This window comes from Stenotrophomonas sp. TWI377 (assembly GCF_039674525.1).
Classification (GTDB): domain Bacteria; phylum Pseudomonadota; class Gammaproteobacteria; order Xanthomonadales; family Xanthomonadaceae; genus Stenotrophomonas.
Genome location: NZ_JBDJNT010000015.1, coordinates 1 through 25,443, shown reverse-complemented (window position 1 = coordinate 25,443; position 25,443 = coordinate 1). Strand labels below are relative to the sequence as shown.

Sequence of the window (25,443 nt, the reverse complement as noted above, 5' to 3'; positions counted from 1 at the left end):
CGCCGGGCGCTGCCCGGCCGCCGCCACGCGTCATCCGCCCAGCGCTTCCACCAGGTAGTCGATGAAGCTGCGCACCTTCGGCGCCAGATGGCTGCGGCTGGTGTACACCGCATGGATGCCGATGCCCGGCACCGCCCACGCGGGCAGTACCCGCTCCAGTCGACCCTCGGCGATCGCCTCGGCCACCAGGAAGTCCGGCTGCACGATGATGCCCATGCCGGCGATGGCCGCTTCGCGCAGCACGTCGCCATTGTTGGCACGCACACCGCCACGTACCGGCACGGAGACCTCCCCGCGTGGCCCCTGCAGCTGCCACGCATCCCCGCCGCCCCAGTAGCTGTACTGCAGGCATTCGTGCGCGGAGAGATCTTCGGGTTGCTGCGGCCGGCCATGCGCATCCAGATACGCCGGCGCCGCGCACAGGCTGATCTGCGCGTCCGCCAGCTTCCGCGCGATCAGTGCCGGGCCGGGCTGGCGGGTGATGCGGATCGCCACGTCGTAGCCTTCTTCGACCATGTCCACCAGGCGGTCGGACAGCGACAGGTCCAGTTCCACCTGCGGGTAGCGCGCGCGATAGCCGGCCAGCAGTGGGCCCAGCCGGGCGATGCCATAGCTGACCGGCGCGTTGATGCGCAGCCGCCCGGAGGGCTCCAGGGCCTGCGCGCTGATGCCGGCCTCCAGCGCATCGAACTCGGCCAGCAGCCGCACGCACTCGGCGTAATAGGCCGCGCCCGTGCTGGTCGGGCTCACGCGGCGGGTCGTACGGTTGAGCAGCCGGGTCGAGAGGCGCTTTTCCAGCGCCGCGATCTGCCGGGTCACCCCGGCGGTGGACAGGTCCAGGGCCTGAGCGGCGGCACTGAAGCCGTTGCGCTCGACCACGGCGACAAACACACGCATGGCATCCAGAGTGTCCATTGTTTCTCTTTCAGAAATAAACAGCGTCGATGCATCGTATTTATTGGCAAGGCGGCGCGCAATAAGCTCAGGGCCGTCGTAGCGCTACTGGAGTCCGTGATGTCCCGATTGCCCTCCCTGTACATCTCCCATGGCTCGCCGATGACCGCGCTCAACCCCGGTCTGGTCGGTGAGCGCCTGGCGGCCCTGGCCGCGCGCCTGCCGCGACCGCGCGCGATCGTCATGGCCTCGGCGCACTGGCTGACCCATCAGCCCGTGGTTGGCGGGCATGCCCAGCCACCGACCATCCATGATTTCGGCGGTTTTCCGCAGGCGCTGTTCGATCTGCAGTACCCGGCACCGGGCGACCCCGCGCTGGCGCAGGAGATCGCGCAGCGGCTGACCGCGGCCGGCCTGCCGACCGCGATCGACCCGCACCGCGGTCTCGACCACGGTGCCTGGGTGCCGCTGCGCTTTCTGTACCCGCAGGCGGAGATCCCGGTCGTGCCGCTGGCGATCCAGCCGTTGCTTGGGCCGGCCCATCAGTTCGCGCTGGGCCGCGCGCTGGCGCCGCTGCGCGAGCAGGGCGTGCTGTTGATCGGCTCGGGCAGCATCACCCACAACCTGCACGATTGGCGCAGCTACCAGGACGGCAAGGAAGCGCCGTATGTGCGGCCCTTCATCGAGTGGGTGGAGCAGCGCCTGCAGGCCGATGACAGTGCCGCCTTGCTGGACTACCGCCGGCAGGCCCCGTACGCCGTGCAGGCGCACCCCAGCGACGAGCATCTGCAGCCGCTTCACGTCGCGATGGGTGCGGCCGGTGGCGAGGCGCTCGGTGCGCAGCGCATCGATGCCGGGATCGATGCCGGCTTCCTGGCGATGGACATCTATCGCTTCGACGGTGCCGACGTAGAGCAGCGCGCCGCATGAGCGCCGTGCTGTCCGCGAACTGAGCCTGGCGCGCCCCGCGCATTCGCGCGGCGGCGCACGTGTGGTACGTTTTTTCCTGTTTCCGGCGCCGGCTGCCTACAGCCTCCCCCGCGCTGCTTACTGGAAAATGCATGCATACCATTGAAGTCGTCCTGGCGATGCTGGTGGCGGTGGTCGCCAGCGGCTACCTGGTCCGCGTATTGCCGTTGTCGCTGCCGCTGCCGCTGGTGCAGATCGGGCTGGGCGCGGTCATTGCGGGGGTGTTCAACCGCGGCCACGCGCTGGAGCCGGAGATGTTCTTCCTGCTGTTCCTGCCGCCGCTGCTGTTCCTGGATGGCTGGCGCATCCCCAAGCAGGGCCTGTTCCGCGATAAAGGCGTGATCCTGGAACTGGCCTTCGGGCTGGTGGTGTTCACCGTCATCGGGGCCGGGTTCCTGATCCACTGGATGATCCCGGTGATGCCGCTGGCGGTGGCGTTCGCCCTGGCCGCGATCATCTCGCCGACCGACCCGGTGGCGGTCAGTTCGATCGCCTCGCGCGCGCCGATCCCCAAGCGGCTGATGCACATCCTGGAAGGCGAGTCGCTGCTCAACGATGCCTCCGGCCTGGTCTGCTTCCGCTTTGCGGTGGCGGCGGTGATGACCGGTTCGTTCTCGCTGGCGACGGCCTCGCTGACGTTCCTGTGGGTGGCGGTGGCCGGGCTGGCAATCGGTGTCGCGGTGACGCTGGGCGTGTCCACCTTCCAGCGCTGGCTGTGGCGGCGCTTCGGCGAGGAGCCGGGCGCGGCGCTGCTGGTCAACCTGTTGATTCCCTTCGCGGCCTACCTGCTGGCCGAAGAGTTCAACGCCTCGGGCATCCTCTCGGCAGTCGCCGCGGGCATCACGATGAGCTATGTGGAACTGAGCGGTCGGGTGTCGGGCAGCATGCGCGTGCAGCGCACTGCCGTGTGGAACATGCTGCAGTTCAGCTTCAACGGCATCATGTTCGTGCTGCTCGGCGAGCAGCTGCCCGGCATCGTGGAGCGCGCGATCAAGACGGTCAGCGAGAGCGGGCACCACAGCGCGTGGTGGCTGCTGGTCTACGTGGTGGTGATCAATCTGGCGCTGGTGCTGCTGCGCCTGGCCTGGGTATGGCTGTCGCTGCGCTGGAGCCTGCTGCGCGCGCGCCATCGTGGCGAGGCCCGGCAGGGCACGTCCTGGCGGATCGTGGTGGCGACCTCGGTGGCTGGCGTGCGCGGGGCGATCACCCTGGCCGGCGTGCTGACGCTGCCGCTGTTCCTGCCCGATGGCAGCGCCTTCCCGGCGCGCGATCTGGTGATCTTCCTGGCCGCGGCGGTGATCCTGATCTCGCTGGTCGGTGCCAGCATCGCGCTGCCCCGCCTGCTCAAAGGGCTGGAACTGCCGGCCGATTCGGGCGAACGCAAGGAAGAGGATCTTGCCCGCAAGCTGGCCGCCAAGGCCGCGCTGGCCGGCGTGGAGCGCACGCGCCAGCAGCTGGTGCAGAACCAGACCACCGAGAACGTGCAGCTCTACAACGACGCCGCCTCACGGGTGAGCCTGCTGTACCAGCGCAACCTGGAGAAGGACGCCGGGCCGGATGCCGATCCGGACAAGGTGAAGCGGATGGAGCAGGGCTACCGCCAACTGCGCACTGCCGGGCTCACCGCCGAGCGCGAAGAACTGTTCCGCCTGACCCGGCGTGGCAAGATCTCCGACGAGATCTCGCGCCGGCTGATCCGCAATCTGGATCTGCTGGAGACGCGGCAACGCGATTGAGGTCGCACCGTGTCACGGGTAGAGCCACCCCATGGGTGGCTGCGCGGACCCATTGAAACCCACGCGTCGGGGACGAAGGGCAGCCACCCATGGGGTGGCTCTACCCCGGCACACGTGGATCAGGCGCCGCCGGCAGACGTGGATCAGGCGTCGCCGGCGCACGTGGATCAGGCGTCCGGCTTCTGATCCAGGAAATAGGCCACCACGGTGCCCTTGATCTTGATCGTCATCGGGTTGCCGCGGCGGTCGCGGGCCTTGCCGGCCTGCACGCGGATCCAGCCTTCGCTGACCGAGTACTCTTCAACGTTGTCGCGCTCGACATCGTTGAAACGGATGCCCACGCCGCGCTCCAGCGCAGCTGCATCGTGGAAGGGGCTGGTCGGGTTGATCGCCAGGTGATCGGGAGGGGTATCGCTCATGGTCACAGGATGCTGACGACCACCAAGGCCGCCTTCTGCCGTACAGGATAAACCGCAGCGGGCCCTGCGCCGAATTTCGCTTCCTGCCAACGCCCTTGCACGGCAGAATGCGTCCCTGTCTCCAGGAATACCGGCCATGCCCGACAACAGCGATTATTTCGACTTCGAAGAAGAGGAACGCGATTTCGACGAGGACGATTTCGAGGCGCGGATCTGGAATCTGTTCGTGCTGATCAACCCGGGCGATGAAGAACTGGCCCTGCAGCAGTTCAACCGCTGGCGCGAGGCGCTGCTGGAAAGCGGCGAAGGCATCGATGAGGATGCCGACTGGCTGCCGCCGATGATGGCGGCGATCGCCTGGCAGTCCGGGTTCGAGGTGGAGCGCAGCGATGCCGATGCATTGATGTCGGCGGTGAACGAGCTGTCCGCGCGCTGGAATCTGCAGATCGACTGGGGCGGCGACCTGGACGATGAGGATTTCGCCGCCGAGGTGGATGCCCCGATGCTGATGGCCACCGCCCATGACCGCCTGCGCGAGCACAACTACGCGCTGTGGAGCGTGGATACCGGCAATGACACGCTGGCCGGGTGGGTGGCGCTGAACCGCGATGACGATGCGATGCTGGCGCTGTGCTCGCTGCTGGGCGTGGAAGTGCGGCCGGGCAGCGATCCGTTCTGAGGGCGCGATTGCGGTCTGCGTGTGCCGACCAACGGTCGGCACCTACGCCTGATACTGCTCGCGCGCGTTCGAGATCACGGCTTTGACCAGCGCACGGTCCGTATGCCGTGAGATGGCCCGTGCGCCCAAGGCGATCGCCTGCAGGCGCAACTGGGCGGGCACGTCGTAGTGCGCGCCGCTGCGGCGGTTCTGGAACGCCCGCCGCGGAATCCCGAGCTGCGCCGCCATGGCGTGCAGCTCGGGCAGGGTATCGGCCATCAGATGCGCCCAGCGCTCGCCGCGCCAGGGATGTACCGCATCGTCGATATAGACCGTCACCGGATCGCCGTGGCTCAGGCCTGCGGCTTGTCGTCGCTGGCGGCCGGGGTGGCGTCGGCGGCGGCATCGGTGCCGGCCTCGTCTGCCACCGGGGCGTCTTCGCTGGCGTCGGCAGCGGTTTCAGCGGTTTCGGCGTCTTCGCCTTCTTCGCCTTCCACGCCTTCAAACTCGGAGACCAGCTGGGTCAGGTACTCGTCGGCGGTCTTGCCTTCGTCGGCGGCCAGGTCGTCGATCAGCTGCTGCAGCTGGCTCGAGTATTCCAGGTTGACCTTGCGGCCTTCCTTTTCCTGGACGTTGGACAGGTGCTTGAGCATCGCCAGCATCGGGACCGGGTTGTCGGCGTTGCCCATGGTCTGGCCGCCGATGGCCAGCAGCCATTCGGTGCCCTGCAGGCCGATCGCAGCGACGACCTGACCTTCTTCGTTGGTCAGCACGGCATGGTTCTGCACCGGCTGCTGGGCGTTGAGGCGGTTGATCGGACGCTTGGGCTGCTGCTTCTTGCGCTTGTCGCGCTTGGCCTTGGACTGCTTGGACATGAGTGCGGTCTATCTACAAAAGGGAAGACCCATTGTAGTGCCGGCCGCTGGCCGGCTCCACGCATTCCGTAAAGGGCGCATATCCCCGGCCGCTGGCCGGCTCCACGCATTCCGTGAAGGGCGCATATCCCCGGCCGCTGGCCGGCTCCACGGATTCCCTGAATTCCCTCTGCAGCCGCCGCCGCCGCGCCCCTTAAGGCGCGACAGCCGGCGCAAGCGTCGCCTGGATATCGGCGTCGGCAGCGGTGGGCGACAGCGCCACTTCCTGCCCGGCACCGGCCAGGGCCGCCGCTTCGGCCGCCTTGGTCATCACCACGATGCTGATCCGGCGGTTGATCGGGTTGTCCGGCTGGGTGCGGTCGAACAGCACCGAGGAGGACAGGCCGACCACACGGGTCACCTTGTCTTCGGTCATGCCGCCATCCAGCAGGGCCCGCCGGGCGGCGTTGGCGCGGTCGGCGCTGAGCTCCCAGTTGCTGTAGCCATGGGCCGCGTTGTAGGCAGTGATGTCGGTATGGCCGGTGATGCTGATCCGGTTCGGCACGTGGTTGATGAACTGCGACAGCTCGCGCAGGATCTCGCGCGTATACGGCTTGAGCGAGGCGCTGCCCATGTCGAACATCGGGCGGTTCTGCTTGTCCACGATCTGGATGCGCAGGCCTTCGGGGGTGAGGTCGAGCAGCAGCTGGTCCTTGAACGGCTCCAGCGCCTGGCTCTTGCTGATCGCTTCTTCCAGCTCCTGCTTGAGCGCTTCGAGCTGGCGTTTTTCGCGCTCGCGCTCGTCCTGCTGCGGCACCGGCCTGGAGGCCTGCTGGTTCTGGAAGGGATCGTTGCTGTTGCCGCGCGAGATGTCGGTCGCGCCGCCCAGCTTGATCATCGAGGTGCTGGCGCCGCCCGGGCCGGCCATGCCCGGGGCCGGGGTGGAACTGCTGCCGGCCAGCGGGCTGGGGTTGCGGAAGTACTCGGAGATTGCCGCGCGCTCCGGCTTGCTGGTGGCGGCCATCAGCCACAGCACCAGGAAGAAGGCCATCATCGCGGTCACGAAGTCGGCATAGGCCACTTTCCAGGCGCCGCCATGGTGCGCGGCATGCCCGGCCTTCTTGACCCGGCGGACGATGACGGTGGGTTTGGTCTCGGCCATGGCGCTGCCTTACTTGACCGTCTTGAGGTGCTGTTCGAACTCGCTGAAGCCCGGGCGCACGTTGGACGGCAGGGTCTTGCGGGCGAATTCCAGCGCGATCTTCGGGTTGTAGCCGCGCAGGCAGGCCAGCAGGGCGGTCTTCACCGATTCGTAGATGCGTGCGTCCTGTTCGGCGCGCGCTTCCACGGCCGAGGCCAGCGGGCCGACGAAGCCATAGGCCAGCAGGATGCCCAGGAAGGTGCCGACCAGCGCGCCGGCGACGTGCGCGCCGACTTCAGTGATTTCCCCGCCGATCGAGCCCATGGTGATCACGATGCCCAGCACCGCGGCGACGATGCCGAAGCCGGGCAGGCCGTCGGCGACCTTGTTGAGCACCGCGGCCGGCTGCATCGCCTCGCCATGGTGCTTCTCCAGCTCCATCTCCAGCAGCGGTTCCAGCTCGTGCGGCTCGATGTTGCTGCCGATCATCAGGCGCAGACAATCGGTGATGAAGTCGACCAGGTGATGGTCGGCCTGCACCTTGGGGTAATTGGCGAAGATACTGCTCTCGGCCGGGCGCTCGACGTGGTCTTCCAGCGCCATGAAGCCTTCGCGGCGCGCCTTGTTGAGCAGTTCGTAGAGCAGGCTCAGGACGTCGATGTAGTCCTGCTGCTTGTAGCGCGGCCCCTTGAACACGCCCACGGTGGCCTTCAGGGTCTGCTTCACGGTTTTGACCGGGGTGCCGACCAGGAACGCACCCAGCGCCGCACCGCCGATGATCACCAGTTCATAGGGCTGCCACAGCGCGCCGAGTTTGCCGTGCGCCCCCACGTAACCGCCGAGCACGCTGAGGATGACGACGAGAAGTCCAACGATGATGAGCATGGGGCCGACGCGGGAAGGGGATACCTCCATGTCGGCCCCTTCACACCCTTTCTGAAGGGGGGTGTTCGCTCGATGTCACACTTTTCCGGATTCAGGCGGCCGGCTCGGCTTCCGCACCCCCGCGCTGCAACGGATCCGGATAGGCCTGCCCGTTGGGCGTGAACGACAGCGAGACCGAGTTCAGGCAGTGGCGCTCATGGGTCGGCGGCGGGCCATCCGGGAAAACATGGCCGAGATGGCTGTCACACCGCGCACAGACGATCTCGGTGCGGACCATGCCATGGCTGGCGTCGCGGATCTCGCGGACATGCGCCGGGTCGAAGGGCGCGAAGAAGCTCGGCCAGCCGGTGCCGGAGTCGAACTTGGTGCTGGAGCGGAACAGCGGCAGGCCGCACAACCGGCAGCCGTAGACCCCGTCCTGCTTGTTGTCCAGGAAGACCCCGCAGAACGGCGCCTCGGTGCCGTGATGCAGCAGCACGCGCTGCTCATCGGCGCTGAGGCCGGCCACCAAGGCCTGGCGCTGGGCGTCGGTGGGCGGGGAAAGGTCGAAAGCTGTCATAAACATTCCCTATTGATGTGGTACGTAGATTGGGCTGTTGCCTGTAGAGGTTCAAGCCGGGGCATTCATCGTGCTGATACCCATGGCGGCGCATGGTGAAGACCTGAACCGCCGCCGGGAGATCGCCATGTACCGCCCACGTCGCCTCGCCGCTGCCTTGCTGGTGCTGCTGCCGTTGACCGCGGCCGCGCAGATCGGCCCGCCGCCCACGCCCACCGCGACGCGGCCGGTGGTCACGCCGCAGCGCGCGCCACAGCCCCCGGCCGTGCAACCGGTGCCGGTCGACAGCCTGTCCGACAGGATGGCCCCGGTGAAGTCGTCCTCGCAGACCCAGCAGCAGCTGCGCACGCACCCGATCCAAAGCAAAGGCCCCGCGCAGCCCGCACCGCTGCAGGGCCCGGCCGTGCAGAGCAAGGTCTACGACCGCCACGGCCGGATCATTCCGGGGGTCAAGCAGGTAGGCCCGAACCGCGTGCTCGATACCCGCACCGGCCGCTATTACGACGCCGTCCCCAGCGCTGACGGCCAACAGATCAAGCCCTGACTCCCGGGGTGGCAGGCGGGCAACATGAATGGTTTACATCGCCGCCCGCGCAGTCATCCCCGTCAACGCAAGGCCTCACTGTTTTTTCGCCTGTGATTAACCGGATCGGCGGGACCCTGTACCCGCGCCGCAACACAGCGCATCCCCCGAGGTTTTTCGAGAAGAGTGCAATCATGGCTAACCAGCAGAACCGCAGTCCCGGCAAGACGCCGCAGGAGCAGCAGGGCAGTCAGCAACAGAACCAGAAGCCCGGCCAGCAGAACCAGCAGCAGTGGGACCAGCAGAATCAGAAGGGCGGCAAGCAGCAGGACCAGAAGCATCAGGACCAGAAACAGCAGCGCTGATGCGCTTGGCGCAATGAACAAGGGCGGTACGCACATGCGCGCCGCCTTTTTGCGTTTCAGCCACGCCACTCAGTCACGCGACCGGATCAATCTGGAATCGGCAGGGTCAAGGTCTCCTTGACCTCTTCCATCACGATGTAGCTCTTGGATTCGCGCACGTGCGGCAAGGTCAACAAGGTGCTGCCCAGCAGCTTGCGGTACGAGGCCATCTCGCTGATGCGGGCCTTGAGCAGGTAGTCGAAATCGCCCGAGACCAGATGGCATTCCAGCACATTGGGCAGCTTCAACGCCGCGCGCCGGAACTCTTCAAAGATGTCGCCGGATTTGTAGGCCAGGCTGATCTCCACGAACACCAGCAGGCTGGCCTTGAGGTAATGCGGATCAAGCTTGGCGTAGTAGCCGGTGATGGCCCCGTCGCGCTCCAGCCGGCGGACGCGCTCGGTGCACGGCGTGGTCGACAGCCCGACCCGCTCGCCCAGTTCGGTGAAGGAGATCCGACCCTCGGCCTGCAGGATGCGCAGGATCTTGCGGTCGATCTTGTCCAGTTCACGGGCACGCGTGGCCATCGGCGTCAGCCTCTCAAGGATGTTCGCGAGACAATACCCTGCCTGATGCTGGAAAAACAGGCGAATTGCTTGGTTGCGGCTGACTATACTTCCTCAATTATGGTCCCGGCGTGCTCCTGCGCAGGGAATGATCGGGTTGGAGAGGTGTCATGCGCGTTCTAGTCCTTGGCAGCGGTGTGATCGGCACGACCAGTGCCTGGTACCTGCGGCAGGCCGGGTTTGAAGTCACGGTCGTCGACCGCCAGCCCGGTCCGGCGCTGGAAACCAGTTTCGCCAACGCAGGCCAGCTGTCGTTCGGCTATACCTCGCCGTGGGCAGCGCCCGGCGTGCCGCTCAAGGCCGTCAAGTGGCTGTTCGCCGAGCATGCGCCGCTGGCCATCCGCCCGGGCCTGGACTGGCACCAGTACCGCTGGCTGGCGCAGATGCTGCGCAACTGCACGCATGAGCGCTATGCGATCAACAAGGCGCGCATGGTGCGCATGTCCGAGTACAGCCGCGACTGCCTCAACGAGCTGCGCCGCGAGACCGGCATCGAGTTCGAAGGCCGCGACCTGGGCACCACCCAGTTGTTCCGCACCCAGCAGCAGCTGGACGCCTCGGCGCAGGACATCGAGGTGCTGGCCCAATACGGCGTGCCCTACGAGGTGCTTGATCGCGACGGCATCATCGCCCACGAACCGGCGCTGGCCGGCGTGGCCGACAAGCTGGTCGGCGCGCTGCGCCTGCCGCGCGACCAGACCGGCGATTGCCAGTTGTTCACCCGTCGCCTGGCGCAGATGTGCGTCGATGCCGGGGTGGAGTTCCGCTTCGACCAGGACATCGCCGGCCTGCAGAGCGAGGGCGACCGCATCACCGGTGTACGCATCGATGGCAAGCTGGAAACCGCCGATCACTACGTGGTCGCGCTGGGCAGCTATTCGCCGTCGCTGGTCGCACCGCTGGGCATGCAGCTGCCGGTGTACCCGCTCAAGGGCTACTCGCTGACGTTGCCGATCACCGACCCGGCGATGGCCCCGACCTCGACCATCCTGGATGAAAGCTACAAGGTGGCCGTGACCCGCTTTGACGACCGCATCCGTGTGGGTGGCATGGCCGAAGTGGGCGGGTTCGACCTGTCCCTCTCGCCGCGCCGCCGCGCCACGCTGGAGAAGGTGGTGCGCGATCTGTACCCGGAGGGCGGCGACCTGTCGCGCGCCGAGTTCTGGACCGGCCTGCGCCCGGCCACGCCGGACGGCACCCCGGTGGTCGGCGCCACGCCGTACCGCAACCTGTTCCTCAATACCGGCCACGGCACCCTGGGCTGGACCATGGCCTGCGGCTCCGGCCGCTACCTGGCCGACCTGATGGATGCCCGCCAGCCGCAGATCAGCACCGAAGGCCTGGATATTTTCCGCTACACCCACCATGCCGCGTCCGTCCGTCACCGTGAGTCGAGTTCATGCGCCCAGCCCGTGCGTTGATTGACCTGGACGCGCTGCGCAGCAATTACCGGCTGGCACGCGAACTGGGGGGCGGCAAGGCCGTTGCGGTGATCAAGGCCGATGCCTACGGGCACGGTGCGGTGCGCTGCGCCCGCGCGCTGCAGACCGAGGCCGATGCGTTCGGCGTGGCCTGCATCGAGGAAGCGCTGGAACTGCGGGCGGCCGGTATCACCGGCCCGATCCTGCTGTTGGAAGGCTTCTTCGATGCCGACGAACTGCCGCTGATCGTCGAGCACGACCTGTGGTTCGCGGTTGGCGCTCCGTGGCAGGTGGAGGCGGTGGCCGCGTTTCCGACCACCGCCACGCTCACCGTGTGGTTGAAGCTGGACAGTGGCATGCATCGCCTGGGCCTGTGGCCGGACGAGTTCCGCGCCGCGCACGCCACGCTCAGTGCGCTGGCGCATGTCGGGCCGATGGTGCTGATGACCCACATGGCGCGTGCCGACGAGCTGGACAGCCCGCGCACCCGCGAGCAGGCCGACGTCTTCGCGGCCGCCATCGAAGGCCTGACCGGGCAGACCAGCCTGTGCAACTCGCCGGCGCTGCTGGGCTGGCCGGAGGTGCGCAGTGACTGGGTGCGCCCAGGCCTGATGCTGTACGGGATCAACCCGATGCCGGCGCACACGGCCCTGACCGAGCGCCTGCGCCCGGTGATGACCATGCGGTCGAAAATCTTTGCCGTGCGCGACATCGCGGTCGGCGAGCCGGTCGGCTATGGCGCGCGCTTCGTCGCGCAGCGGCCGACCCGGGTGGGCGTCGTGGCCCTCGGCTATGCCGATGGCTACCCGCAGTTCGCGCCGAACGGCACCCCGGTGCGCATTGATGGACAGCCCGGCATCGTGATCGGTCGGGTCTCGATGGACATGCTCACCGTGGATCTGACCCACCTGCCGCAGGCCGGCATCGGCAGCACGGTGACGCTGTGGGGCGATGCGCCGCGCATCGAGGCCCTGGCGCCGCTGTGCGGGGTCAGTGCCTACCAGCTGCCGTGCGGCGTGAAGCGAGTCGTGCGCGAGTACGCTGACGGCTGAGCCGCCACCGGCGATGCCGGGTGCATGAAAAAGGCGGCGCTGATGCGCCGCCTTCGTCCTGTCAGAGCCAACGGCTCAGGTATTGGCCGTGGCCTCATTGCGCAGATCGCGCCGGATCCAATCATCCAGCAGGCGCTTCTCGTAGCGCAGCGGGTCGGTGTCGCTCTGCCGTCCGATGTTGTGCAGGTAGCCGGTGTCCTGCAGCTTGCGCTCACCTTCGCCGATCACCTGTCCCTGGGCATCCTTCAGGGTGTACGTCAGGGTCACGCGCGGGGGGTAGATATCGCGCATCACCCGGATGTCGTTGGCGCGCGGGCCGTGCCACGGCTCGTAATCGCCGGCGCGCTTGATGTCGGTGAAGGTCACCTCCAGCGTCTGGCCGGGCTGCAGTGCCTTGCTGGCGGTGGTCTGCACGTATTTGGCCAGCTGCTGTACCCAGTCACCACGTTCGGCTTCAAAGCGGTTGTTGCTCAGCCGGATCTCGGTGAACTGGGCCGGGTCGGTCCACATCACCTGGACCGGACCCTCCGCCTTGAGCGCGCGCGGGGCCTGCGGATCGGTCACGGTGCGTGGGGCGGCGGAGGCACTGCCGATGAGCAGCAGGCCGGCCAGGGCGCCGGCGATCAGGGATGTGCGGTTCATGACAACTCCTGGGCGCGATCACAAGGGGGATCAGGCACCCAGTGTGATCCTGATCCGGGTGAGGGACAATCCACGCGTGTATGCTCCGGCACTGCGGTTGGCGCCAATTCACCCAGGCCGCCCCCGACCCCCGGCGCTTGACGCTGCGAATACGCGCGTTGGCCGATCCTGTCCTCCTCTGTTTCGCCAGTTGCCTCATTGACGCCCTTGCCCAGCCTGCCCACCTCGACGTTGGAACGCGCCTCCTTCCTGGCTTCATCGCCGGATCCGGCCCTGTATCGCACGGTACTTGAACGCCTGAATGCGGGGTTCTGCATCATCGAAGTGATCTTCGACGATGCCGGGGTGGGTGTGGACTACCGGTTTGTCGAGGTCAACGAGGCGTTTTCACGCAATACCGGGCTGAGCAACGTCTGCGGACAGCGGATGAGCAGCCTGCAACCCGGCCATGAATCCGACTGGTACCGCACCTATGGCGAGGTGGCGCGTAGCGGGCAGGCACGGCAGTTCGAGATGGAAGCGCGCGCGCTGAACCGGTGGTACTCGGTGGAAGCGGTCAGCGTGGGCGAGCCGGACGAGCCTCTGGTGGCCGTGGTGTTCTTCGACATCACCAACCGCAAGCACATCGAGGTGGAGCTGGCCGAAAGCGAGGCGCGCTTCAGCGCGCTGGCCGATGGCCTGCCGATGCCGGTCTGGGTGCTGGATGAGCGCGGCCATTCGCGCTTCGTCAACAGTGCCTTCAGCGAGTTTTTTGGAGGCGATGAGCAGCGCGTGCCGGATGATGTCTGGCGTGGCCTGGTGCATCCCGATGATGCTTCGGTGTTCGATTACGAACTGCAGGAGGCGCTGAAATCGCAGCGCTCCATGCATGCACTGGTGCGCGGCCGTCGCGCCGATGGCCAATGGCGCTGGCTGGAAATGAACGCCCGGCCGCGCTTCTCGCGCATGGGCCGTTTCATCGGTCTGGCGGGCAGCAGTCCGGATGTGACCGAGCGCCGCGAGATCGAAATGGCGCGCGAGGAACTGCTGCAGTCCGAACGTGCGGCGCGCAGCGCGGCCGAGAACATGGCGCGGCTGAAGGATGAATTCCTGGCCACGCTCTCGCACGAGCTGCGTACCCCGCTGACCACCATCCTGGGCTGGAGCGAACTGCTGCTGCAGCGCATCGACAACACCAGCCCCATGTACAAGGGCCTGGGCGTGATCGCCAACAGTGCGATGGCGCAGAAGCGGTTGATCTCGGACATGCTGGACCTCAGCAGCATGCTGCTGGGCAAAGTGCAGCTGGAAGTGGAAATGCTGGATCTGCGTGCGCAGCTGGAAGAGGCGATGCGCGCGCAGGAGCTGGTCGCCGAAGGCAAAGCGTTGTCGATGGAGCTGGTGATGCCCGACGAGCCCTGTCTGGTGCTCGGCGATGCCACCCGCCTGCAGCAGGTGCTGTGGAACCTGCTTTCCAACGCGATCAAATTCACCCCGGCCGAGGGGCGCGTGGTGCTGACCCTGGCTGCGGACGGCGGGCACTGGTCGATCAGCGTCACCGATTCCGGCGACGGCATCGCGCCGGAGTTCCTGCGTCATCTGTTCAGCCGGTTCCGCCAGGCGGACGGCACGACCACGCGCCGGCATGGCGGCCTGGGCCTGGGCCTGGCGATCGTGCAGCAGCTGGTGGAGCTGCATGGCGGTGCGGTGGCAGCCAGCAGCGACGGCCATGGCCACGGGGCCACCTTCAACGTGCGCCTGCCGCGCTACCAGCCGCAGGCCGACGGTCGTCCGCTGCGCGAAGTGTTCAGCGGCCCGATCACCGAGCAGATCATCGAGCCGTACCCACTCAAAGGCCTGCACCTGTTGGCTGTGGAAGATCAGCCCGAAGTACTGGAGTATCTCCGGCGGCTGCTGGAAGAGCAGGGCGCCTCGGTCACCACGGCGTCCTCGGCCGGCGAAGCGCTGGCACTGCTCAACGAGAAAGGCCATGACGACATCGATGCGCTGCTGACCGATATCGGCATGCCCGGGATGGACGGTTACGGGCTGGTGCGCACCCTGCGCGACAACATGGGCGTCGAGCCGGAGGCACTGCCTGCGGTCGCGGTGACGGCGCTGGCACGTGCGGACGACCGCAAGCGTGCGTTGGCGTCGGGCTTCCAGGAGCATGTGGCCAAGCCGTATTCGGTCGCGCAGCTGGTAGCCGCTGTACGCGGTGTCCTGGGCGGCACGCGCTGAGTCCTGCGTTGGCGGCGTGTTGACGCCGCCGCGGGCACACTGGGGCGCACGCCACAGGAGTTGCCATGTCCCGCTACGCCCCCCGCATCCATACCGATCCGGCCGCCATCGCGGCGCTGGAAGCCCTGCTGCCACAGCTGCACGGCCAGACCCAGGTCGAACTCACGCTTGAGGATGGCAGCCGCCTGCTGGGCACCGTCGCGGTGCAGCCGACGCTGCAGCAATACCGCGACGCCGAAGAGAACGAAGGCAGCAATGGCCAGCTGCGGTTGGACGATCTGGATACCCCGGTCCAGCAGCACGTGGTGTGGCTGGACCAGATCAAGGCCATCCGGCAGCTGCCCTACCGCGAGTGATCGCGGCGGGCAGGTGCGGGTGGGCAGGGTTCAGTGGGTGAATTCGCTGGGCTCGGCCTCGAAGCGGCGCGCGTAGGCCCGTTCCTCGGCGATCCGGGCCACCTCGTCATCGGCCAGGTCCGGGGCGCCATAGACCGCGTAGGCCACGCTGCCATCGGCGGTCTTGCCGACCTGGTGCAGGCGGTAGCGGGAATGGCCGCCGCCGGTGTCTTCGGGGTAATGCACCGGTGGCTGGCTGCCCTCCATGTCCATCTCGCTGTTGTCGACTACGCCACCGACGAACAATGCACGCATGAGCCATCTCCACGGGAAGTGAGGCTCCACCCTGCCGGTTTGGATGTTGTCAGGGCATCAACAGGACGTTGAATAAACGCAAATCCGGGTGGGGCGGGGCGAACCGGTAGAATGGCGGCCTCTTTTCAAGATGTGCCCCCGCATGGCTGCCCAGCACGACGCTCCCCTGGAAACCCTGTTCCTGCCCTTCGCCAGTGGCGCACTGTCCTGGCCGGCCGGCCCCGTGCTGTTCCTGCGCGCCCGCGATGGCGCACCGCTGCGCGAGCATGCCCAGCCGGCGCAGCTGGTCTGCGAACAGAGCTTCCGCCCGTTCGCCGACGCCCTGGAAACCAGTGGCTGGACCGTGCGTGACGAGCAGCAGCTGGCCGGCGATGCCACCCGCTACGCCGTGGTGCTGGTGCTGCCGCCGCGCCAGCGCGAGGAAGCCAAGGCCCTGTTCGCCCGTGCGCTGGCCCTGACCGCCCCGGGTGGCATCGTGGTGGCCTGCCAGCACAACAACGAAGGCGCGCGCTCCGGCGAAGGCGACCTGCAGCAGTTGGCCGGCCTCGGCGGCAAGCTGACCAAGAACCACTGCCGTGCCTACTGGACGGCGCCGCTCAACGGCCAGCACGACGCTGCGCTCGCGCAGCGCTGGGCCACCCTGGACGCGCCGCGCGCGATCCTTGGCGGCCGCTTCCAGAGCCGCCCGGGCATCTTCGCCTGGGACCGCATCGACCCGGCTTCCGCGCTGCTGGTCGAGCAGCTGCCGGCCGATCTGGCTGGGCGTGGGGCCGATCTGGGCGCCGGCTTCGGCTATCTCTCGGCCGAAGTGCTGGCGCGCTGCCCGAACGTGACCGCGCTGGACCTGTACGAGGCCGAAGGCCGCGCGCTGGCGCTGGCCCGCGAGAACCTCGCCGCGCTCGGCAAGCCGGCGGCGCTGGCCTATCACTGGCAGGACGTCACCGCCGGGATCGAGGGCGAGTACGACTTCATCGTGACCAACCCGCCGTTCCACACCCCGTCGCGCGCGGATCGCCCCGACATCGGCCAGCGCTTCATCGCCGTGGCCGCACAGGCGCTGCGCCCGGGCGGCCGGATGTGGCTGGTGGCCAACCGCCACCTGCCGTACGAGCAGATCCTCAATGAGAGCTTCGGCCAGGTCCGCGTGGCTGCCGAGCGCGATGGCTTCAAGCTGATCGAAGCGACCAAGGCCAGCAAGAGCGCCACGCCGGTCCGCACGCCGCGCAGCACCGAGCCGAAGTGGGGCCGCGGAGGCCGCGCATGAAGCTGGTCAAGCTGTTGGCCAACCTGGGCTATGGCAGCCGCAAGCAGGTGCAGGGGATGTTCCGCGCCGGCCTGATCACCGATGCCGAGGGCGAGGTGCTGTACGCCGATGACGCGGTCGCGCATGAGGCGATCCGGGTCGAGGGCGAGCCGCTGGACCCGCCGCAGGGGCTGACCCTGCTGCTGCACAAGCCGCGCGGCTACACCTGTTCGACCAAGGACAAGGGCCGGCTGATCTACGACCTGCTGCCGCCGCGTTACCGCGACCGCGCGCCGGTGCTGTCCTCGGTGGGCCGCCTGGACCGCGACACCAGCGGCATGCTGCTGATGACCGACGACGGCGCGCTGCTGCACCGGATCGTGTCGCCGAAGTCGCGCCTGGACAAGGCCTACGAGGTCACCCTGGCCGAAGATCTGCGCGGCGATGAAACCGCGCGTTTCGCCAGCGGCGGCCTGCTGTTGGAATCGGATGACAAGCCGCTGCTGCCGGCCGAGCTGCACGTGAACGGTCCGCGCCAGGCGCAGCTGGTCCTGCACGAGGGCCGTTACCACCAGGCCCGCCGGATGTTCGCGGCCGTTGGCAACCACGTCGAGGCGCTGCACCGCAGCCGCATCGGTGGGCTCTCGCTGGGCGAGCTGCCTGAAGGTGAGTGGCGCATGCTGGATGCGGCCGATCTCGAGACGCTGTTCAACGTCCCATGACGGCCTTCGCCGCGCTGCCGTTCCTGCCCGACGCCGTCATCTTCGACATGGACGGCCTGATGATCGACAGCGAGCGCGTCTCCATCGCGTGCTGGTCGCAGGCCGCGCAGGAACTGGCACTGCCCTTCCCGGAGGGGTTCTGGCTGCGCATGGTGGGCCTGGGCGACCGCGATTGCGAACGCCTGCTGCTGCAGACGGTGAATGCCGAGCAGGTCGCCGCGCTGTTCGCGCGCTGCCACGACCTGTACGAAGCGCGCACGCAGCAGGGGCTGCCGCTGCGCCCCGGCATCCTGGAGATCCTGCAGCTGCTGCACGATCACGGCGTTCCGCGTGCGGTGGCGACCTCCACCCGCCAGCCGCGTGCCTCGCGCAAGCTGGCAGCGGCCGGGCTGCTGCCGTTCTTCGAGGTGGTGGTGACCAGCAGCGATGTGTCGCATCCCAAGCCTGCCCCGGACATCTACCTGCTGGCCGCGCAGAAGCTGGGCAAGGACCCGGCGCGCTGCCTGGCGCTGGAAGACTCCCCGGCCGGTATCCGCGCGGCAGTGGGGGCGGGCATGACGGCGATCCAGGTGCCGGACCTGGTGCATCCGGATGAGGAACTGCGTGCGCTGGGGCATCGCATCGTGGATTCACTGCTGGACGCACGGCAGTTGTTGGTGCCGCTGCTGCCGGTGACCCGCGCCCGATAACCAACGGCGTTGCCCGTCTGGACCACGAAAAAGCCCGGCACATGGCCGGGCTTTTTCATGCGGACACAGGCTGCCGTCAGAGGCGGCTGAACACCAGCGCCGCATTCGTGCCGCCAAAGCCGAAGCTGTTGGACATCACGGTGTTCAGCTGTGCCGGCTGCGTCTCGCGCACGATCGGGAAGCCTTCCACCAGCGGGTCCAGCTCGCCGATGTTGGCCGAGCCGGCGATGAAGCCATCGCGCATCATCAGCAGGCAGTAGATCGCTTCATGCACGCTTGCCGCACCCAGCGAGTGGCCCGACAGCGCCTTGGTCGAGGACAGCGGCGGGATGCTCTCGCCGAACACTTCGCGCACGGCCTTCAACTCGGTGACGTCGCCCAGCGGGGTCGAGGTGCCATGCGTGTTGAGGTAGTCGATCGGGGCGGTGATGTGCTCCATCGCCATGTTCATGCAGCGCACCGCGCCTTCACCGGACGGGGCGACCATGTCGGCACCGTCGGAGGTGACGCCGTAACCGACCAGCTCGGCATAGATGCGCGCGCCACGGGCCACGGCGTGGTCGTAGTCTTCCAGCACCAGCATGCCGCCGCCGCCGGCGATGACGAAGCCGTCGCGGTCCTTGTCGTACGGGCGCGAGGCCGAGGCTGGCGTGTCGTTGAAGCGGGTCGACAGGGCGCCCATCGCATCGAACATCACGCTCATCGACCAGTGCAGGTCTTCACCGCCACCGGCGAACATCACGTCCTGCGCACCATGACGGATCAGATCCGCAGCGGCGCCGATGCAATGCGCGGAGGTGGCGCAGGCGGCCGACAGCGAGTAGCTCAGGCCCTTGATCTGGAACGCGGTGGCCAGGCAGGCCGACACGGTCGAGCACATCGTGCGCGGCACCATGTACGGGCCGACCTTGCGCACGCCACGGGCGCGCAGGATGTCGGCCGATTCGACCTGCCACTGGCTGGAGCCGCCGCCGGAGCCGGCGATCAGGCCGGTCCGCGGGTTGGCGACCTGCGCCTCGTCCAGGCCGGCATCGGCGATCGCGTCGCGCATGGCGATGTACGCATACGCCGAGGCATCGCTCATGAAGCGCTTCACCTTGCGGTCGATCTGCGCATCCAGGTCGAGCTCGATGTTGCCGCCGACATGGCTGCGCAGGCCGGCTTCGGCATGATCGGGCAGGTGGCGGATGCCGGCGCGGCCTTCACGCAGTGCGGAGGACACGGTGTCCAGATCGTTGCCCAGGCACGAAGTGATGCCCATTCCGGTAATGACGACGCGACGCATCAGAAGTTCTCAGTGGAAGTGAACAGACCTACACGCAGGTCTTTGGCAGAGTAGATTTCGCGACCGTCCACCAGCATGCGGGCGTCGGACTGTGCCATCACCAGCTTGCGGTTGATGACGCGCGAGATATCGATTTCGTAGGTGACGCGCTTGGCGCTCGGCAGTACCTGGCCGGTGAATTTGACTTCGCCGCAGCCCAGGGCACGGCCACGGCCGGGCGCACCGATCCAGGTCAGGAAGAAGCCGGTCAGCTGCCACATGGCATCCAGGCCCAGGCAACCGGGCATGACCGGGTCGCCGAGGAAGTGGCAGTCGAAGAACCACAGGTCAGGGCGGATATCCAGTTCCGCGCGTACCATGCCTTTGCCATGGGGACCGCCGTCCTCGCGGATATCGGTGATGCGATCGAACATCAGCATCGGATCATTGGGCAGGCGGCCGCTGCCCGGGCCGAACAGTTCACCGCGGGCGCTGGCCAGCAGCTGGTCGCGCGAGAACGCGTTGAGACGAGTCATGGAAAACGCAATCCTGAGGAAGTTGTCATCGGGGTGAGCCGACCACAGGTCGACTGCTCTTGCATGAAGCAAGTGCTCAAGAGTGCATGAGAAAAAGTGATTCAATCAAACGTTTTAACCGTACGCCGCCGTAGTGTTTTCAGGTTCAAAAACGCATGTTGTTGTTATCCAACAACCATACTGCGGCGTGTGGCTGTAATCTTGTTCATCTGAATCCGAGTGCCAACGCCCGTGTCCCGCCCCCGCAAGATCATTCACGTCGACATGGATGCGTTTTACGCGTCCGTGGAGCAGCGTGACGACCCTTCCTTGCGGGGCAAACCGGTGGTGGTGGCGTGGCGGGGCATGCGTTCGGTGGTGTGCGCAGCCTCGTACGAGGCGCGTGTGTTTGGCGTGCGTTCGGCGATGCCTGCGCTGCGCGCGGAGCGGCTGTGTCCGGAGGCGGTGTTCGTGCCGCCGGATTTCGCCCGCTACAAGGCGGTGTCACGCCAGGTACGCGAGATTTTCCTGCGGCATACGGATCTGGTGGAGCCGTTGTCGCTGGATGAGGCGTATCTGGATGTGACCGAGCACAAAGGCGGGATGACGGTGGCGACGGAGATCGCGCAGATCATCCGCGCGCAGATCCGCGAAGAGACGCAGCTGACTGCCTCGGCGGGGATCGCGCCGAACAAGTTCCTGGCCAAGATCGCCTCGGATTGGCGCAAGCCGGATGGGCAGTTCGTGGTGCCGCCGCATCGTATCGAGCAGTTTCTGACGCCGCTGCCGGTGAATCGTGTGCCGGGCGTGGGCAAGGTGATGGCGGCGAAGCTGGCCGAGCTGGGGGTGGCGACGGTGGGTGATCTGCGTGCGCTGCCGCTGGAGGAACTGGAGGCGCGGTTCGGGACGTTCGGCGGACGGTTGTTCAATCGGGCGCGCGGTGTGGATGAGCGCCCGGTGGAACCGGATCAGCCGGTGCAGTCGATTTCGTCGGAGGATACGTTCGCCGAGGATCTGTTGTTGGAGGATCTGGCGCCGGCGATCGTGCAGTTGGCGGAGAAGACATGGCTGGCGACGCGCAAGACGGACCGGGTGGGACATACGGTGGTGCTGAAGTTGAAGACGTCGCAGTTCCGGATCATTACGCGGAGTTTTACGCCGGAGTCGCCGCCGGATTCGTTGGAGGAACTGCGCGATATTGCGTTGGGGCTGCGGGCGCGGGTGGAGTTGCCATTGGAGACGCGGTATCGGTTGGTGGGGGTGGGGTTGGGGGGCTTCCGGGAGCGGGAGGTGGTGCGCCAGCCGGGGTTGTTTGATCACCTGGGTGATGGCTGACGGTTTTTCTGTTTGCGGTGACGGCAACGGCAACGGCAACGGCAACGGCAACGGCTGAGGCAACGGCTGAGGCGCTGGGGTCCGGGTGATGAGGGTTTGGGACGACGCGGGTGGGGTATCGGGACCCGCTGCAAGTACGTCCCTGTAAGCTCGTGTGTTGCCATCCATGGCAACACACGGTCCCGATACCCCACCCGCGTCGTCCCCCCGACACTGGGTCGGTGCGCATGGAAGAGGCGCACTGCCCTTCCCCAATGCCACTGAAGACGTCGCTCTTTGGGGCCGCACCGCTGTGGCCTCTCGACTCTCTTTGACGACGTTGATGTCGGCAATGACGGGAACCTCGTGCCGGCACGGCGCGCATGTGCATCGACGGCGGAGCTCTCACCCACGCGGGCTCACCCACGCGTGGTGATCGTGTCGCCTTCGGGCCGCCAAACCTTTTATTTTCGCGCTATTACGGCCACTGCATTTCACCCTTGGCGACCTTCGCGCTCAGTTCCAGTGAGCTCTCGCCCGCCAGATTTGGATAGCGTTTTTTCATCGCGGCAATCAGTGCGTTGGCGTCTTTGCTGCGTGCGGTTTCTTCGTCGAACGCGCGGATGTAGTCGGCGGTGAAATCCACTGCGCTGATGTCGAGGGGGGCATCGGCTGCGTAATGGCCGGGGATGACGCGGGTGGGCTTCAGCGCCTTGATGGTTGCCAGTGTCTGCAGCCAGTGCGCGTGCGATTGGGCGCTTTGGGTGTCGGCCATCCAGACGTGTTCGCCGGCGACGATGGGGATGCCGCCGAGGACGGTGCGCAGGGCGGGGATCCACAGGACGGTGCGGTCCGGGGTGGGGCCGGTGAGGCCGATGATCTTGATCGGTTGGCCTTCGAGGGTGAGGGTGTCGCCGTCCAGTGGGGTGGGGATGACGATGCGGCTGGGCTTGGCTGCGCCCATCTGCGGGCCCCAGTAGGCGAGTTTGGCGGCCTGGGTGGCGTTGATGTGGGCGACGGTCGCAGGGGTGGCGAGGATGCGGGCGTCGGGGAAGGCGTCCTGCAGCGTGGCCAGGCCGAAGTAGTAGTCGGGGTCGCCGTGGCTGATGTAGATCGTGGTCAGCCGTTTGCCGGAATCGCGGATACGCTGGACGAGTTGCGCGGCATCGGTGGCGGCGAACTGGGCGTCGACCAGGATCGCGTCGTGGCGGCCGGTGATCAGGGTGGACGCGACCGAAAACAGCGCCTTGTCGCCGGGGTGGTAGGGCTGCACCTGCAGCGCGTGGGCTTCGGCGGTGGCCGCAGCGGCGTGGCTGATGGCCGGTGGGCTCATGGCGAGCGCGGTACCGAGCGTCAACGCCAGGGCCAGGGTCGTGCGGGAAACGTTCTGCATTTCAAGAAGTCCTGTGCAGCGCGGCCCCGGTATCACACCGGGGCGGGACGGCCCCGACATGACACCGGGGGGAACGGCCCCGACATGACACCGGGGCCGGTAGAGCCGACCGTTGGTCGGCTGCGTCCAGATCGGCGGCCTGGTCAGTACGCAACCGTGGCGATCTGCCGCACGTATTGCGGGGTTTCGATTTCGCTGACGAAGGCGTCGGCGTAGTCGGCGTAGCTGATCCGGCTGTGGCCGTCATCGCCGACCAGGAAGTTCTTCGCCTGGGTGCGGAAGCCGCCGCGCTGCGGGCCGGGGCCGATTTCGGCGGCGGGGGAGTAGAACGTCCAGTCGAGGTCGTCGACGGCGCGGAGCTGCTTGAGCGTCTCGCGGGCGGCCAGGGCGACCGGCTTATAGGCGTCCGGGAAGCCCTCGGTGTCCACCAGCTGCACACCGGGGGCGACTTCCAGGCTGCCGGCGCCACCGACCATGATGAAGCGGGGAACGCCGGCCTGGCGCGCCGCGGCGACCAGGGCCGCACTGGTCGTGGTCACCGTGGTGGGGGCATCGCCCGGGCGCGGGCCGAAGGCGCTGGCCAGGACGTCATGGCCGGCGCTCACAGCGGCCAGGGCATCGATGTCGTCGAGCGCGGCCACGGCCAGCTGGGCGCCGTCCAGTTCCGCCGGGAGGTCAGTCTCACGGCGGACGATGGCGGTGACCTGGTGGCCGCGGGCGAGGGCCTGGCGGGTGATTTCACGGCCGATGTTGCCGGTGGCACCAACGAGAGCGATTTTCATGGGGGACGTCCGTTGAGGAAGGAAGGCCAGCGTATGCCTCTGGAATCGAACGAAAAACCGCGTATAACGGCCTAATTTGTTGCACGGATCGATCAAATGGACCGGATGACTGCCATGAACGTGTTCGTCGAGGTGGCCGAGCGTGGCAGCCTGACCGCTGCGGCCGAGGCGCTGGAGATGTCGCGGGCGATGGTGACGCGCTATCTGGCCGAGGTGGAGCGCTGGCTGGGGGCGCGTCTGCTGCACCGGACCACGCGCCGGATCAGCCTGACGGGGCCGGGAGAAGCGGCGCTGCTGCGCTTCCGGCAGATGCTGGCGATCGGCGATGAGCTGCGCGGGGAGCTGGCCACGGACAATCCCGAGCCGCATGGCCTGCTGCGGGTCACCGCGAGCGTGTCGTTCGGGCAGAACCATCTGGCGGCGGCGGTGGCCGAGTTCGTCAAACGGCATCCGCTCACACGCGTTGAACTGCTGCTGGTGGATCGGGTGGTCAACCTGGTGGAGGAGCGCGTGGACATCGCCGTGCGCATCTCGCGCGCGATCGACCCGAGCCTGATCGCGCGTCCGCTGGGGCAGTGCCGCTCGGTGCTGTGCGCGGCGCCGTCGTACCTCGCAGAGCGCGGTACGCCGACCACCGCCGACGCACTGGCCACGCACAACTGTCTGACGCACCACTACGTCGGCAAGAGCGTGTGGCATCTGCAACGCGACGGACGGAAGATCGCGGTGGCGGTGGGGGGCAACATCAGTGCAAACGAAGCGTCGTTGCTGCTGGAAGCGGTGCGTGCCGGTGCGGGCATCGCGATGCTGCCGATGTATCAGATCGCACCGCTGCTGCACGCGGGGGAACTGGTCGCCGTACTGCCGGACCATGAAGTCGAACTGCTGGGCCTGTACGCGGTGTACGCCTCACGCCGGCAGCTGCCGACGATCATGCGCAGCTTCCTGGATTTCCTGGTGGAACGCTTTGCCAGCCCGGCGTTCCTGGCGCAGCTGTAAACGCGGCCCCGGTAGAGCCGACCGTTGGTCCGCTGCACTTGATCCGGCAACCGCGCATCAGCACGCCGTGCACCCGCAACCGCAGCGGGCGCGTGCAGCCGACCAACGGTCGGCTCTACCCGGGCGTGCATCGGCATCACACACGCACCTCCGTACAATGGCGCTTCCCTGCTGTGGAAGTGAGCATTGTCTTGTCGTATCCGTATCCGTTGGTGGTGTTCGATCTGGATGGCACGCTGGTGGACAGCGCGGCCGATATCGCCGAAGCGCTCAACCGCACGCTGCAGGACTGGCAGTTGCCGCGCGTGCCGGAGGCGACGGTGTTGACGTGGATCGGTGATGGCGTGCGGCGGCTCGTTGAGCAGGCGTTTACCGCGGCCGGCAGCGATATCGATCTGGACGAGGTGATGCCCGGTTTCATGCGCCACTACGAGGCGTGCCTGTTGCGCAGCCCGCGCCTGTTTGATGGCGTGGCCGAAACGTTGGCTGCCTTGCGCAAGCGTTCGGTGACGCTGGCGATCTGCACCAACAAGCCGTCCGCACTGGTGGCGCCGCTGCTGCAGCACTTCGGTCTGCAGGACGTGTTCGCACTGGTGCTGGGTGGGGATTCCTTGCCGGAGCGCAAGCCCAGTGGTGCGCCGTTGCGGCATATCGCCGCGCAGTTCGAGGTGGCCGTCGAGGCCGCCTTGATGGTGGGTGATTCGATCACCGATTACCGCGCTGCCGTGGATGCCGGGATGCCGGTGGCGCTGGTGCGCTATGGGTATCCGCGTGGCCTGGATCTGGACAACGTCGAGGCGGTTGCCGTGGTGGATGATCTGCGGGAATTGTTGGCGTTGTAAGGCCTTCGGGCGTGGGGGGGCCACCCGGCGGCACCAACACCGGTAAAATATGTGCGACCCCCCGGCGGCCCCCGCCCGGGCAGGGTG

At 67.2% G+C, this 25,443-nt stretch carries 29 protein-coding genes; 15 read left to right on the top strand and 14 right to left on the bottom strand.

Going from position 1 to position 25,443, the window contains the following annotated elements; genetic code table 11:
* Positions 1–30 precede the first annotated feature (30 nt).
* Complete coding sequence (locus ABE546_RS13400) at positions 31–915, bottom strand: LysR family transcriptional regulator (RefSeq protein WP_313220066.1); 885 nt, start codon at positions 913–915, stop codon at positions 31–33.
* 99 nt (positions 916–1,014) lie between these two features.
* Here ABE546_RS13400 and ABE546_RS13395 point away from each other — a divergent pair, with 99 nt between their 5' ends.
* Together ABE546_RS13395 and ABE546_RS13390 are read left to right on the top strand one after the other, a co-directional pair.
* The gene (locus ABE546_RS13395; RefSeq protein WP_346464027.1) at positions 1,015–1,824 is read left to right on the top strand and encodes a class III extradiol ring-cleavage dioxygenase; all 810 of its coding nucleotides are present in this window, start codon (positions 1,015–1,017) and stop codon (positions 1,822–1,824) included.
* 131 nt (positions 1,825–1,955) lie between these two features.
* Positions 1,956–3,599, top strand: coding sequence for a Na+/H+ antiporter (locus tag ABE546_RS13390; RefSeq protein ID WP_121042433.1), 1,644 nt, complete (start codon positions 1,956–1,958; stop codon positions 3,597–3,599).
* A 167-nt stretch (positions 3,600–3,766) separates the two neighbouring features.
* On the opposite strand, the gene ABE546_RS13385 is transcribed toward ABE546_RS13390, so the two are convergent.
* The gene (locus ABE546_RS13385) at positions 3,767–4,018 is read right to left on the bottom strand and encodes a DUF3297 family protein (RefSeq protein ID WP_259261709.1); all 252 of its coding nucleotides are present in this window, start codon (positions 4,016–4,018) and stop codon (positions 3,767–3,769) included.
* Positions 4,019–4,154: 136 nt separating this feature from the next.
* On the opposite strand from ABE546_RS13385, the gene ABE546_RS13380 reads away from it, so the two are divergent.
* The gene (locus tag ABE546_RS13380) at positions 4,155–4,697 is read left to right on the top strand and encodes a hypothetical protein (RefSeq protein WP_313211759.1); all 543 of its coding nucleotides are present in this window, start codon (positions 4,155–4,157) and stop codon (positions 4,695–4,697) included.
* Between the two features lie 42 nt (positions 4,698–4,739).
* On the opposite strand, the gene ABE546_RS13375 is transcribed toward ABE546_RS13380, so the two are convergent.
* The 5 genes from ABE546_RS13375 to msrB form a co-directional block, all read right to left on the bottom strand.
* Entirely contained in the window at positions 4,740–5,015 is a 276-nt protein-coding gene (locus ABE546_RS13375) for a DUF4031 domain-containing protein (protein WP_346464025.1), read from the bottom strand.
* A 14-nt stretch (positions 5,016–5,029) separates the two neighbouring features.
* Positions 5,030–5,551, bottom strand: coding sequence for a hypothetical protein (locus ABE546_RS13370; protein WP_313211761.1), 522 nt, complete (start codon positions 5,549–5,551; stop codon positions 5,030–5,032).
* A gap of 193 nt (positions 5,552–5,744) precedes the next feature.
* Complete coding sequence (gene motB / locus ABE546_RS13365) at positions 5,745–6,692, bottom strand: flagellar motor protein MotB (protein ID WP_313211762.1); 948 nt, start codon at positions 6,690–6,692, stop codon at positions 5,745–5,747.
* Positions 6,693–6,701: 9 nt separating this feature from the next.
* Entirely contained in the window at positions 6,702–7,556 is an 855-nt protein-coding gene (gene motA / locus ABE546_RS13360) for a flagellar motor stator protein MotA (protein WP_313211763.1), read from the bottom strand.
* Between the two features lie 91 nt (positions 7,557–7,647).
* The gene (msrB, locus tag ABE546_RS13355) at positions 7,648–8,115 is read right to left on the bottom strand and encodes a peptide-methionine (R)-S-oxide reductase MsrB (protein ID WP_313211764.1); all 468 of its coding nucleotides are present in this window, start codon (positions 8,113–8,115) and stop codon (positions 7,648–7,650) included.
* 127 nt (positions 8,116–8,242) lie between these two features.
* Here msrB and ABE546_RS13350 point away from each other — a divergent pair, with 127 nt between their 5' ends.
* Positions 8,243–8,659, top strand: coding sequence for a classical arabinogalactan protein 4 (locus tag ABE546_RS13350; RefSeq protein WP_313211765.1), 417 nt, complete (start codon positions 8,243–8,245; stop codon positions 8,657–8,659).
* Positions 8,660–8,832: 173 nt separating this feature from the next.
* On the top strand, positions 8,833–9,003 hold the full coding sequence (locus ABE546_RS13345) for a lana protein (RefSeq protein ID WP_121042445.1): 171 nt from the start codon (positions 8,833–8,835) through the stop codon (positions 9,001–9,003).
* Between the two features lie 86 nt (positions 9,004–9,089).
* On the opposite strand, the gene ABE546_RS13340 is transcribed toward ABE546_RS13345, so the two are convergent.
* On the bottom strand, positions 9,090–9,569 hold the full coding sequence (locus tag ABE546_RS13340; protein ID WP_046272909.1) for an Lrp/AsnC ligand binding domain-containing protein: 480 nt from the start codon (positions 9,567–9,569) through the stop codon (positions 9,090–9,092).
* A 149-nt stretch (positions 9,570–9,718) separates the two neighbouring features.
* Between ABE546_RS13340 and ABE546_RS13335 the strand changes: the two genes are divergently transcribed.
* The gene (locus ABE546_RS13335) at positions 9,719–11,029 is read left to right on the top strand and encodes a D-amino acid dehydrogenase (RefSeq protein WP_313211766.1); all 1,311 of its coding nucleotides are present in this window, start codon (positions 9,719–9,721) and stop codon (positions 11,027–11,029) included.
* Positions 11,008–12,081 carry an alanine racemase gene (gene alr / locus ABE546_RS13330; RefSeq protein ID WP_346464024.1) on the top strand — a complete coding sequence of 358 codons (1,074 nt, stop codon included), beginning with the start codon at positions 11,008–11,010 and terminating at the stop codon, positions 12,079–12,081. The genes ABE546_RS13335 and alr overlap by 22 nt, the downstream gene beginning before the upstream one ends.
* A 75-nt stretch (positions 12,082–12,156) precedes the next feature.
* On the opposite strand, the gene ABE546_RS13325 is transcribed toward alr, so the two are convergent.
* The gene (locus tag ABE546_RS13325; RefSeq protein ID WP_313211768.1) at positions 12,157–12,723 is read right to left on the bottom strand and encodes a DUF3016 domain-containing protein; all 567 of its coding nucleotides are present in this window, start codon (positions 12,721–12,723) and stop codon (positions 12,157–12,159) included.
* 207 nt (positions 12,724–12,930) lie between these two features.
* Between ABE546_RS13325 and ABE546_RS13320 the strand changes: the two genes are divergently transcribed.
* Positions 12,931–14,943 carry an ATP-binding protein gene (locus tag ABE546_RS13320; protein ID WP_313220062.1) on the top strand — a complete coding sequence of 671 codons (2,013 nt, stop codon included), beginning with the start codon at positions 12,931–12,933 and terminating at the stop codon, positions 14,941–14,943.
* 65 nt (positions 14,944–15,008) lie between these two features.
* Positions 15,009–15,299: a DUF3247 family protein gene (locus tag ABE546_RS13315; protein WP_313211770.1), complete on the top strand. Its 291-nt coding sequence runs from the start codon at positions 15,009–15,011 to the stop codon at positions 15,297–15,299.
* Positions 15,300–15,329: 30 nt separating this feature from the next.
* Here ABE546_RS13315 and ABE546_RS13310 read toward each other — a convergent pair whose 3' ends face one another.
* Positions 15,330–15,593 carry a hypothetical protein gene (locus tag ABE546_RS13310; protein WP_346464022.1) on the bottom strand — a complete coding sequence of 88 codons (264 nt, stop codon included), beginning with the start codon at positions 15,591–15,593 and terminating at the stop codon, positions 15,330–15,332.
* Positions 15,594–15,735: 142 nt separating this feature from the next.
* On the opposite strand from ABE546_RS13310, the gene ABE546_RS13305 reads away from it, so the two are divergent.
* From ABE546_RS13305 to ABE546_RS13295, 3 genes are read left to right on the top strand one after another with little or no spacing between them, the layout of a single operon-like run.
* Positions 15,736–16,857, top strand: a complete 1,122-nt coding sequence (locus tag ABE546_RS13305) for a class I SAM-dependent methyltransferase (RefSeq protein ID WP_346464020.1) — start codon at positions 15,736–15,738, stop codon at positions 16,855–16,857.
* A complete protein-coding gene (locus ABE546_RS13300) occupies positions 16,854–17,558 on the top strand; it encodes a pseudouridine synthase (protein WP_123731283.1) in 705 nt (234 codons plus the stop codon). The genes ABE546_RS13305 and ABE546_RS13300 overlap by 4 nt, the downstream gene beginning before the upstream one ends.
* The gene (locus tag ABE546_RS13295) at positions 17,555–18,247 is read left to right on the top strand and encodes an HAD family phosphatase (protein ID WP_313220060.1); all 693 of its coding nucleotides are present in this window, start codon (positions 17,555–17,557) and stop codon (positions 18,245–18,247) included. The genes ABE546_RS13300 and ABE546_RS13295 overlap by 4 nt, the downstream gene beginning before the upstream one ends.
* 76 nt (positions 18,248–18,323) lie before the next feature.
* On the opposite strand, the gene fabB is transcribed toward ABE546_RS13295, so the two are convergent.
* Together fabB and fabA are read right to left on the bottom strand one after the other, a co-directional pair.
* A complete protein-coding gene (gene fabB, locus ABE546_RS13290; RefSeq protein WP_282263386.1) occupies positions 18,324–19,532 on the bottom strand; it encodes a beta-ketoacyl-ACP synthase I in 1,209 nt (402 codons plus the stop codon).
* Positions 19,532–20,047, bottom strand: coding sequence for a 3-hydroxyacyl-[acyl-carrier-protein] dehydratase FabA (gene fabA, locus ABE546_RS13285; RefSeq protein WP_070471641.1), 516 nt, complete (start codon positions 20,045–20,047; stop codon positions 19,532–19,534). Before fabA ends, fabB begins: the two co-directional genes overlap by 1 nt.
* Before the next feature lie 231 nt (positions 20,048–20,278).
* Between fabA and dinB the strand changes: the two genes are divergently transcribed.
* Entirely contained in the window at positions 20,279–21,361 is a 1,083-nt protein-coding gene (gene dinB / locus ABE546_RS13280) for a DNA polymerase IV (RefSeq protein ID WP_313220059.1), read from the top strand.
* A 457-nt stretch (positions 21,362–21,818) separates the two neighbouring features.
* Here dinB and ABE546_RS13275 read toward each other — a convergent pair whose 3' ends face one another.
* Together ABE546_RS13275 and ABE546_RS13270 are read right to left on the bottom strand one after the other, a co-directional pair.
* On the bottom strand, positions 21,819–22,733 hold the full coding sequence (locus ABE546_RS13275) for an MBL fold metallo-hydrolase (protein WP_346464108.1): 915 nt from the start codon (positions 22,731–22,733) through the stop codon (positions 21,819–21,821).
* Positions 22,734–22,876: 143 nt separating this feature from the next.
* Positions 22,877–23,515: an NAD(P)H-binding protein gene (locus ABE546_RS13270; RefSeq protein ID WP_346464018.1), complete on the bottom strand. Its 639-nt coding sequence runs from the start codon at positions 23,513–23,515 to the stop codon at positions 22,877–22,879.
* A 96-nt stretch (positions 23,516–23,611) separates the two neighbouring features.
* On the opposite strand from ABE546_RS13270, the gene ABE546_RS13265 reads away from it, so the two are divergent.
* Positions 23,612–24,514, top strand: a complete 903-nt coding sequence (locus ABE546_RS13265; RefSeq protein WP_313220057.1) for a LysR family transcriptional regulator — start codon at positions 23,612–23,614, stop codon at positions 24,512–24,514.
* 191 nt (positions 24,515–24,705) lie between these two features.
* Complete coding sequence (gene gph, locus ABE546_RS13260) at positions 24,706–25,356, top strand: phosphoglycolate phosphatase (RefSeq protein WP_313220137.1); 651 nt, start codon at positions 24,706–24,708, stop codon at positions 25,354–25,356.
* Positions 25,357–25,443: the final 87 nt, after the last annotated feature.

Coding starts and splice junctions, on each gene's coding strand:
- ABE546_RS13370 (WP_313211761.1), bottom strand. CDS start 5,551: ATGTCCAAGCAGTCCAAGGCCAAGCGCGACAAGCGCAAGAAGCAGCAG.
- ABE546_RS13380 (WP_313211759.1), top strand. CDS start 4,155: ATGCCCGACAACAGCGATTATTTCGACTTCGAAGAAGAGGAACGCGAT.
- fabA (WP_070471641.1), bottom strand. CDS start 20,047: ATGACTCGTCTCAACGCGTTCTCGCGCGACCAGCTGCTGGCCAGCGCC.
- ABE546_RS13265 (WP_313220057.1), top strand. CDS start 23,612: ATGGACCGGATGACTGCCATGAACGTGTTCGTCGAGGTGGCCGAGCGT.
- ABE546_RS13390 (WP_121042433.1), top strand. CDS start 1,956: ATGCATACCATTGAAGTCGTCCTGGCGATGCTGGTGGCGGTGGTCGCC.
- motA (WP_313211763.1), bottom strand. CDS start 7,556: ATGCTCATCATCGTTGGACTTCTCGTCGTCATCCTCAGCGTGCTCGGC.
- ABE546_RS13345 (WP_121042445.1), top strand. CDS start 8,833: ATGGCTAACCAGCAGAACCGCAGTCCCGGCAAGACGCCGCAGGAGCAG.
- ABE546_RS13300 (WP_123731283.1), top strand. CDS start 16,854: ATGAAGCTGGTCAAGCTGTTGGCCAACCTGGGCTATGGCAGCCGCAAG.
- ABE546_RS13395 (WP_346464027.1), top strand. CDS start 1,015: ATGTCCCGATTGCCCTCCCTGTACATCTCCCATGGCTCGCCGATGACC.
- ABE546_RS13310 (WP_346464022.1), bottom strand. CDS start 15,593: ATGCGTGCATTGTTCGTCGGTGGCGTAGTCGACAACAGCGAGATGGAC.
- ABE546_RS13315 (WP_313211770.1), top strand. CDS start 15,009: ATGTCCCGCTACGCCCCCCGCATCCATACCGATCCGGCCGCCATCGCG.
- ABE546_RS13385 (WP_259261709.1), bottom strand. CDS start 4,018: ATGAGCGATACCCCTCCCGATCACCTGGCGATCAACCCGACCAGCCCC.
- fabB (WP_282263386.1), bottom strand. CDS start 19,532: ATGCGTCGCGTCGTCATTACCGGAATGGGCATCACTTCGTGCCTGGGC.
- ABE546_RS13340 (WP_046272909.1), bottom strand. CDS start 9,569: ATGGCCACGCGTGCCCGTGAACTGGACAAGATCGACCGCAAGATCCTG.
- ABE546_RS13295 (WP_313220060.1), top strand. CDS start 17,555: ATGACGGCCTTCGCCGCGCTGCCGTTCCTGCCCGACGCCGTCATCTTC.
- ABE546_RS13305 (WP_346464020.1), top strand. CDS start 15,736: ATGGCTGCCCAGCACGACGCTCCCCTGGAAACCCTGTTCCTGCCCTTC.
- ABE546_RS13335 (WP_313211766.1), top strand. CDS start 9,719: ATGCGCGTTCTAGTCCTTGGCAGCGGTGTGATCGGCACGACCAGTGCC.
- ABE546_RS13275 (WP_346464108.1), bottom strand. CDS start 22,733: ATGCAGAACGTTTCCCGCACGACCCTGGCCCTGGCGTTGACGCTCGGT.
- ABE546_RS13350 (WP_313211765.1), top strand. CDS start 8,243: ATGTACCGCCCACGTCGCCTCGCCGCTGCCTTGCTGGTGCTGCTGCCG.
- alr (WP_346464024.1), top strand. CDS start 11,008: ATGCGCCCAGCCCGTGCGTTGATTGACCTGGACGCGCTGCGCAGCAAT.
- motB (WP_313211762.1), bottom strand. CDS start 6,692: ATGGCCGAGACCAAACCCACCGTCATCGTCCGCCGGGTCAAGAAGGCC.
- ABE546_RS13325 (WP_313211768.1), bottom strand. CDS start 12,723: ATGAACCGCACATCCCTGATCGCCGGCGCCCTGGCCGGCCTGCTGCTC.
- ABE546_RS13270 (WP_346464018.1), bottom strand. CDS start 23,515: ATGAAAATCGCTCTCGTTGGTGCCACCGGCAACATCGGCCGTGAAATC.
- msrB (WP_313211764.1), bottom strand. CDS start 8,115: ATGACAGCTTTCGACCTTTCCCCGCCCACCGACGCCCAGCGCCAGGCC.
- ABE546_RS13400 (WP_313220066.1), bottom strand. CDS start 915: ATGGACACTCTGGATGCCATGCGTGTGTTTGTCGCCGTGGTCGAGCGC.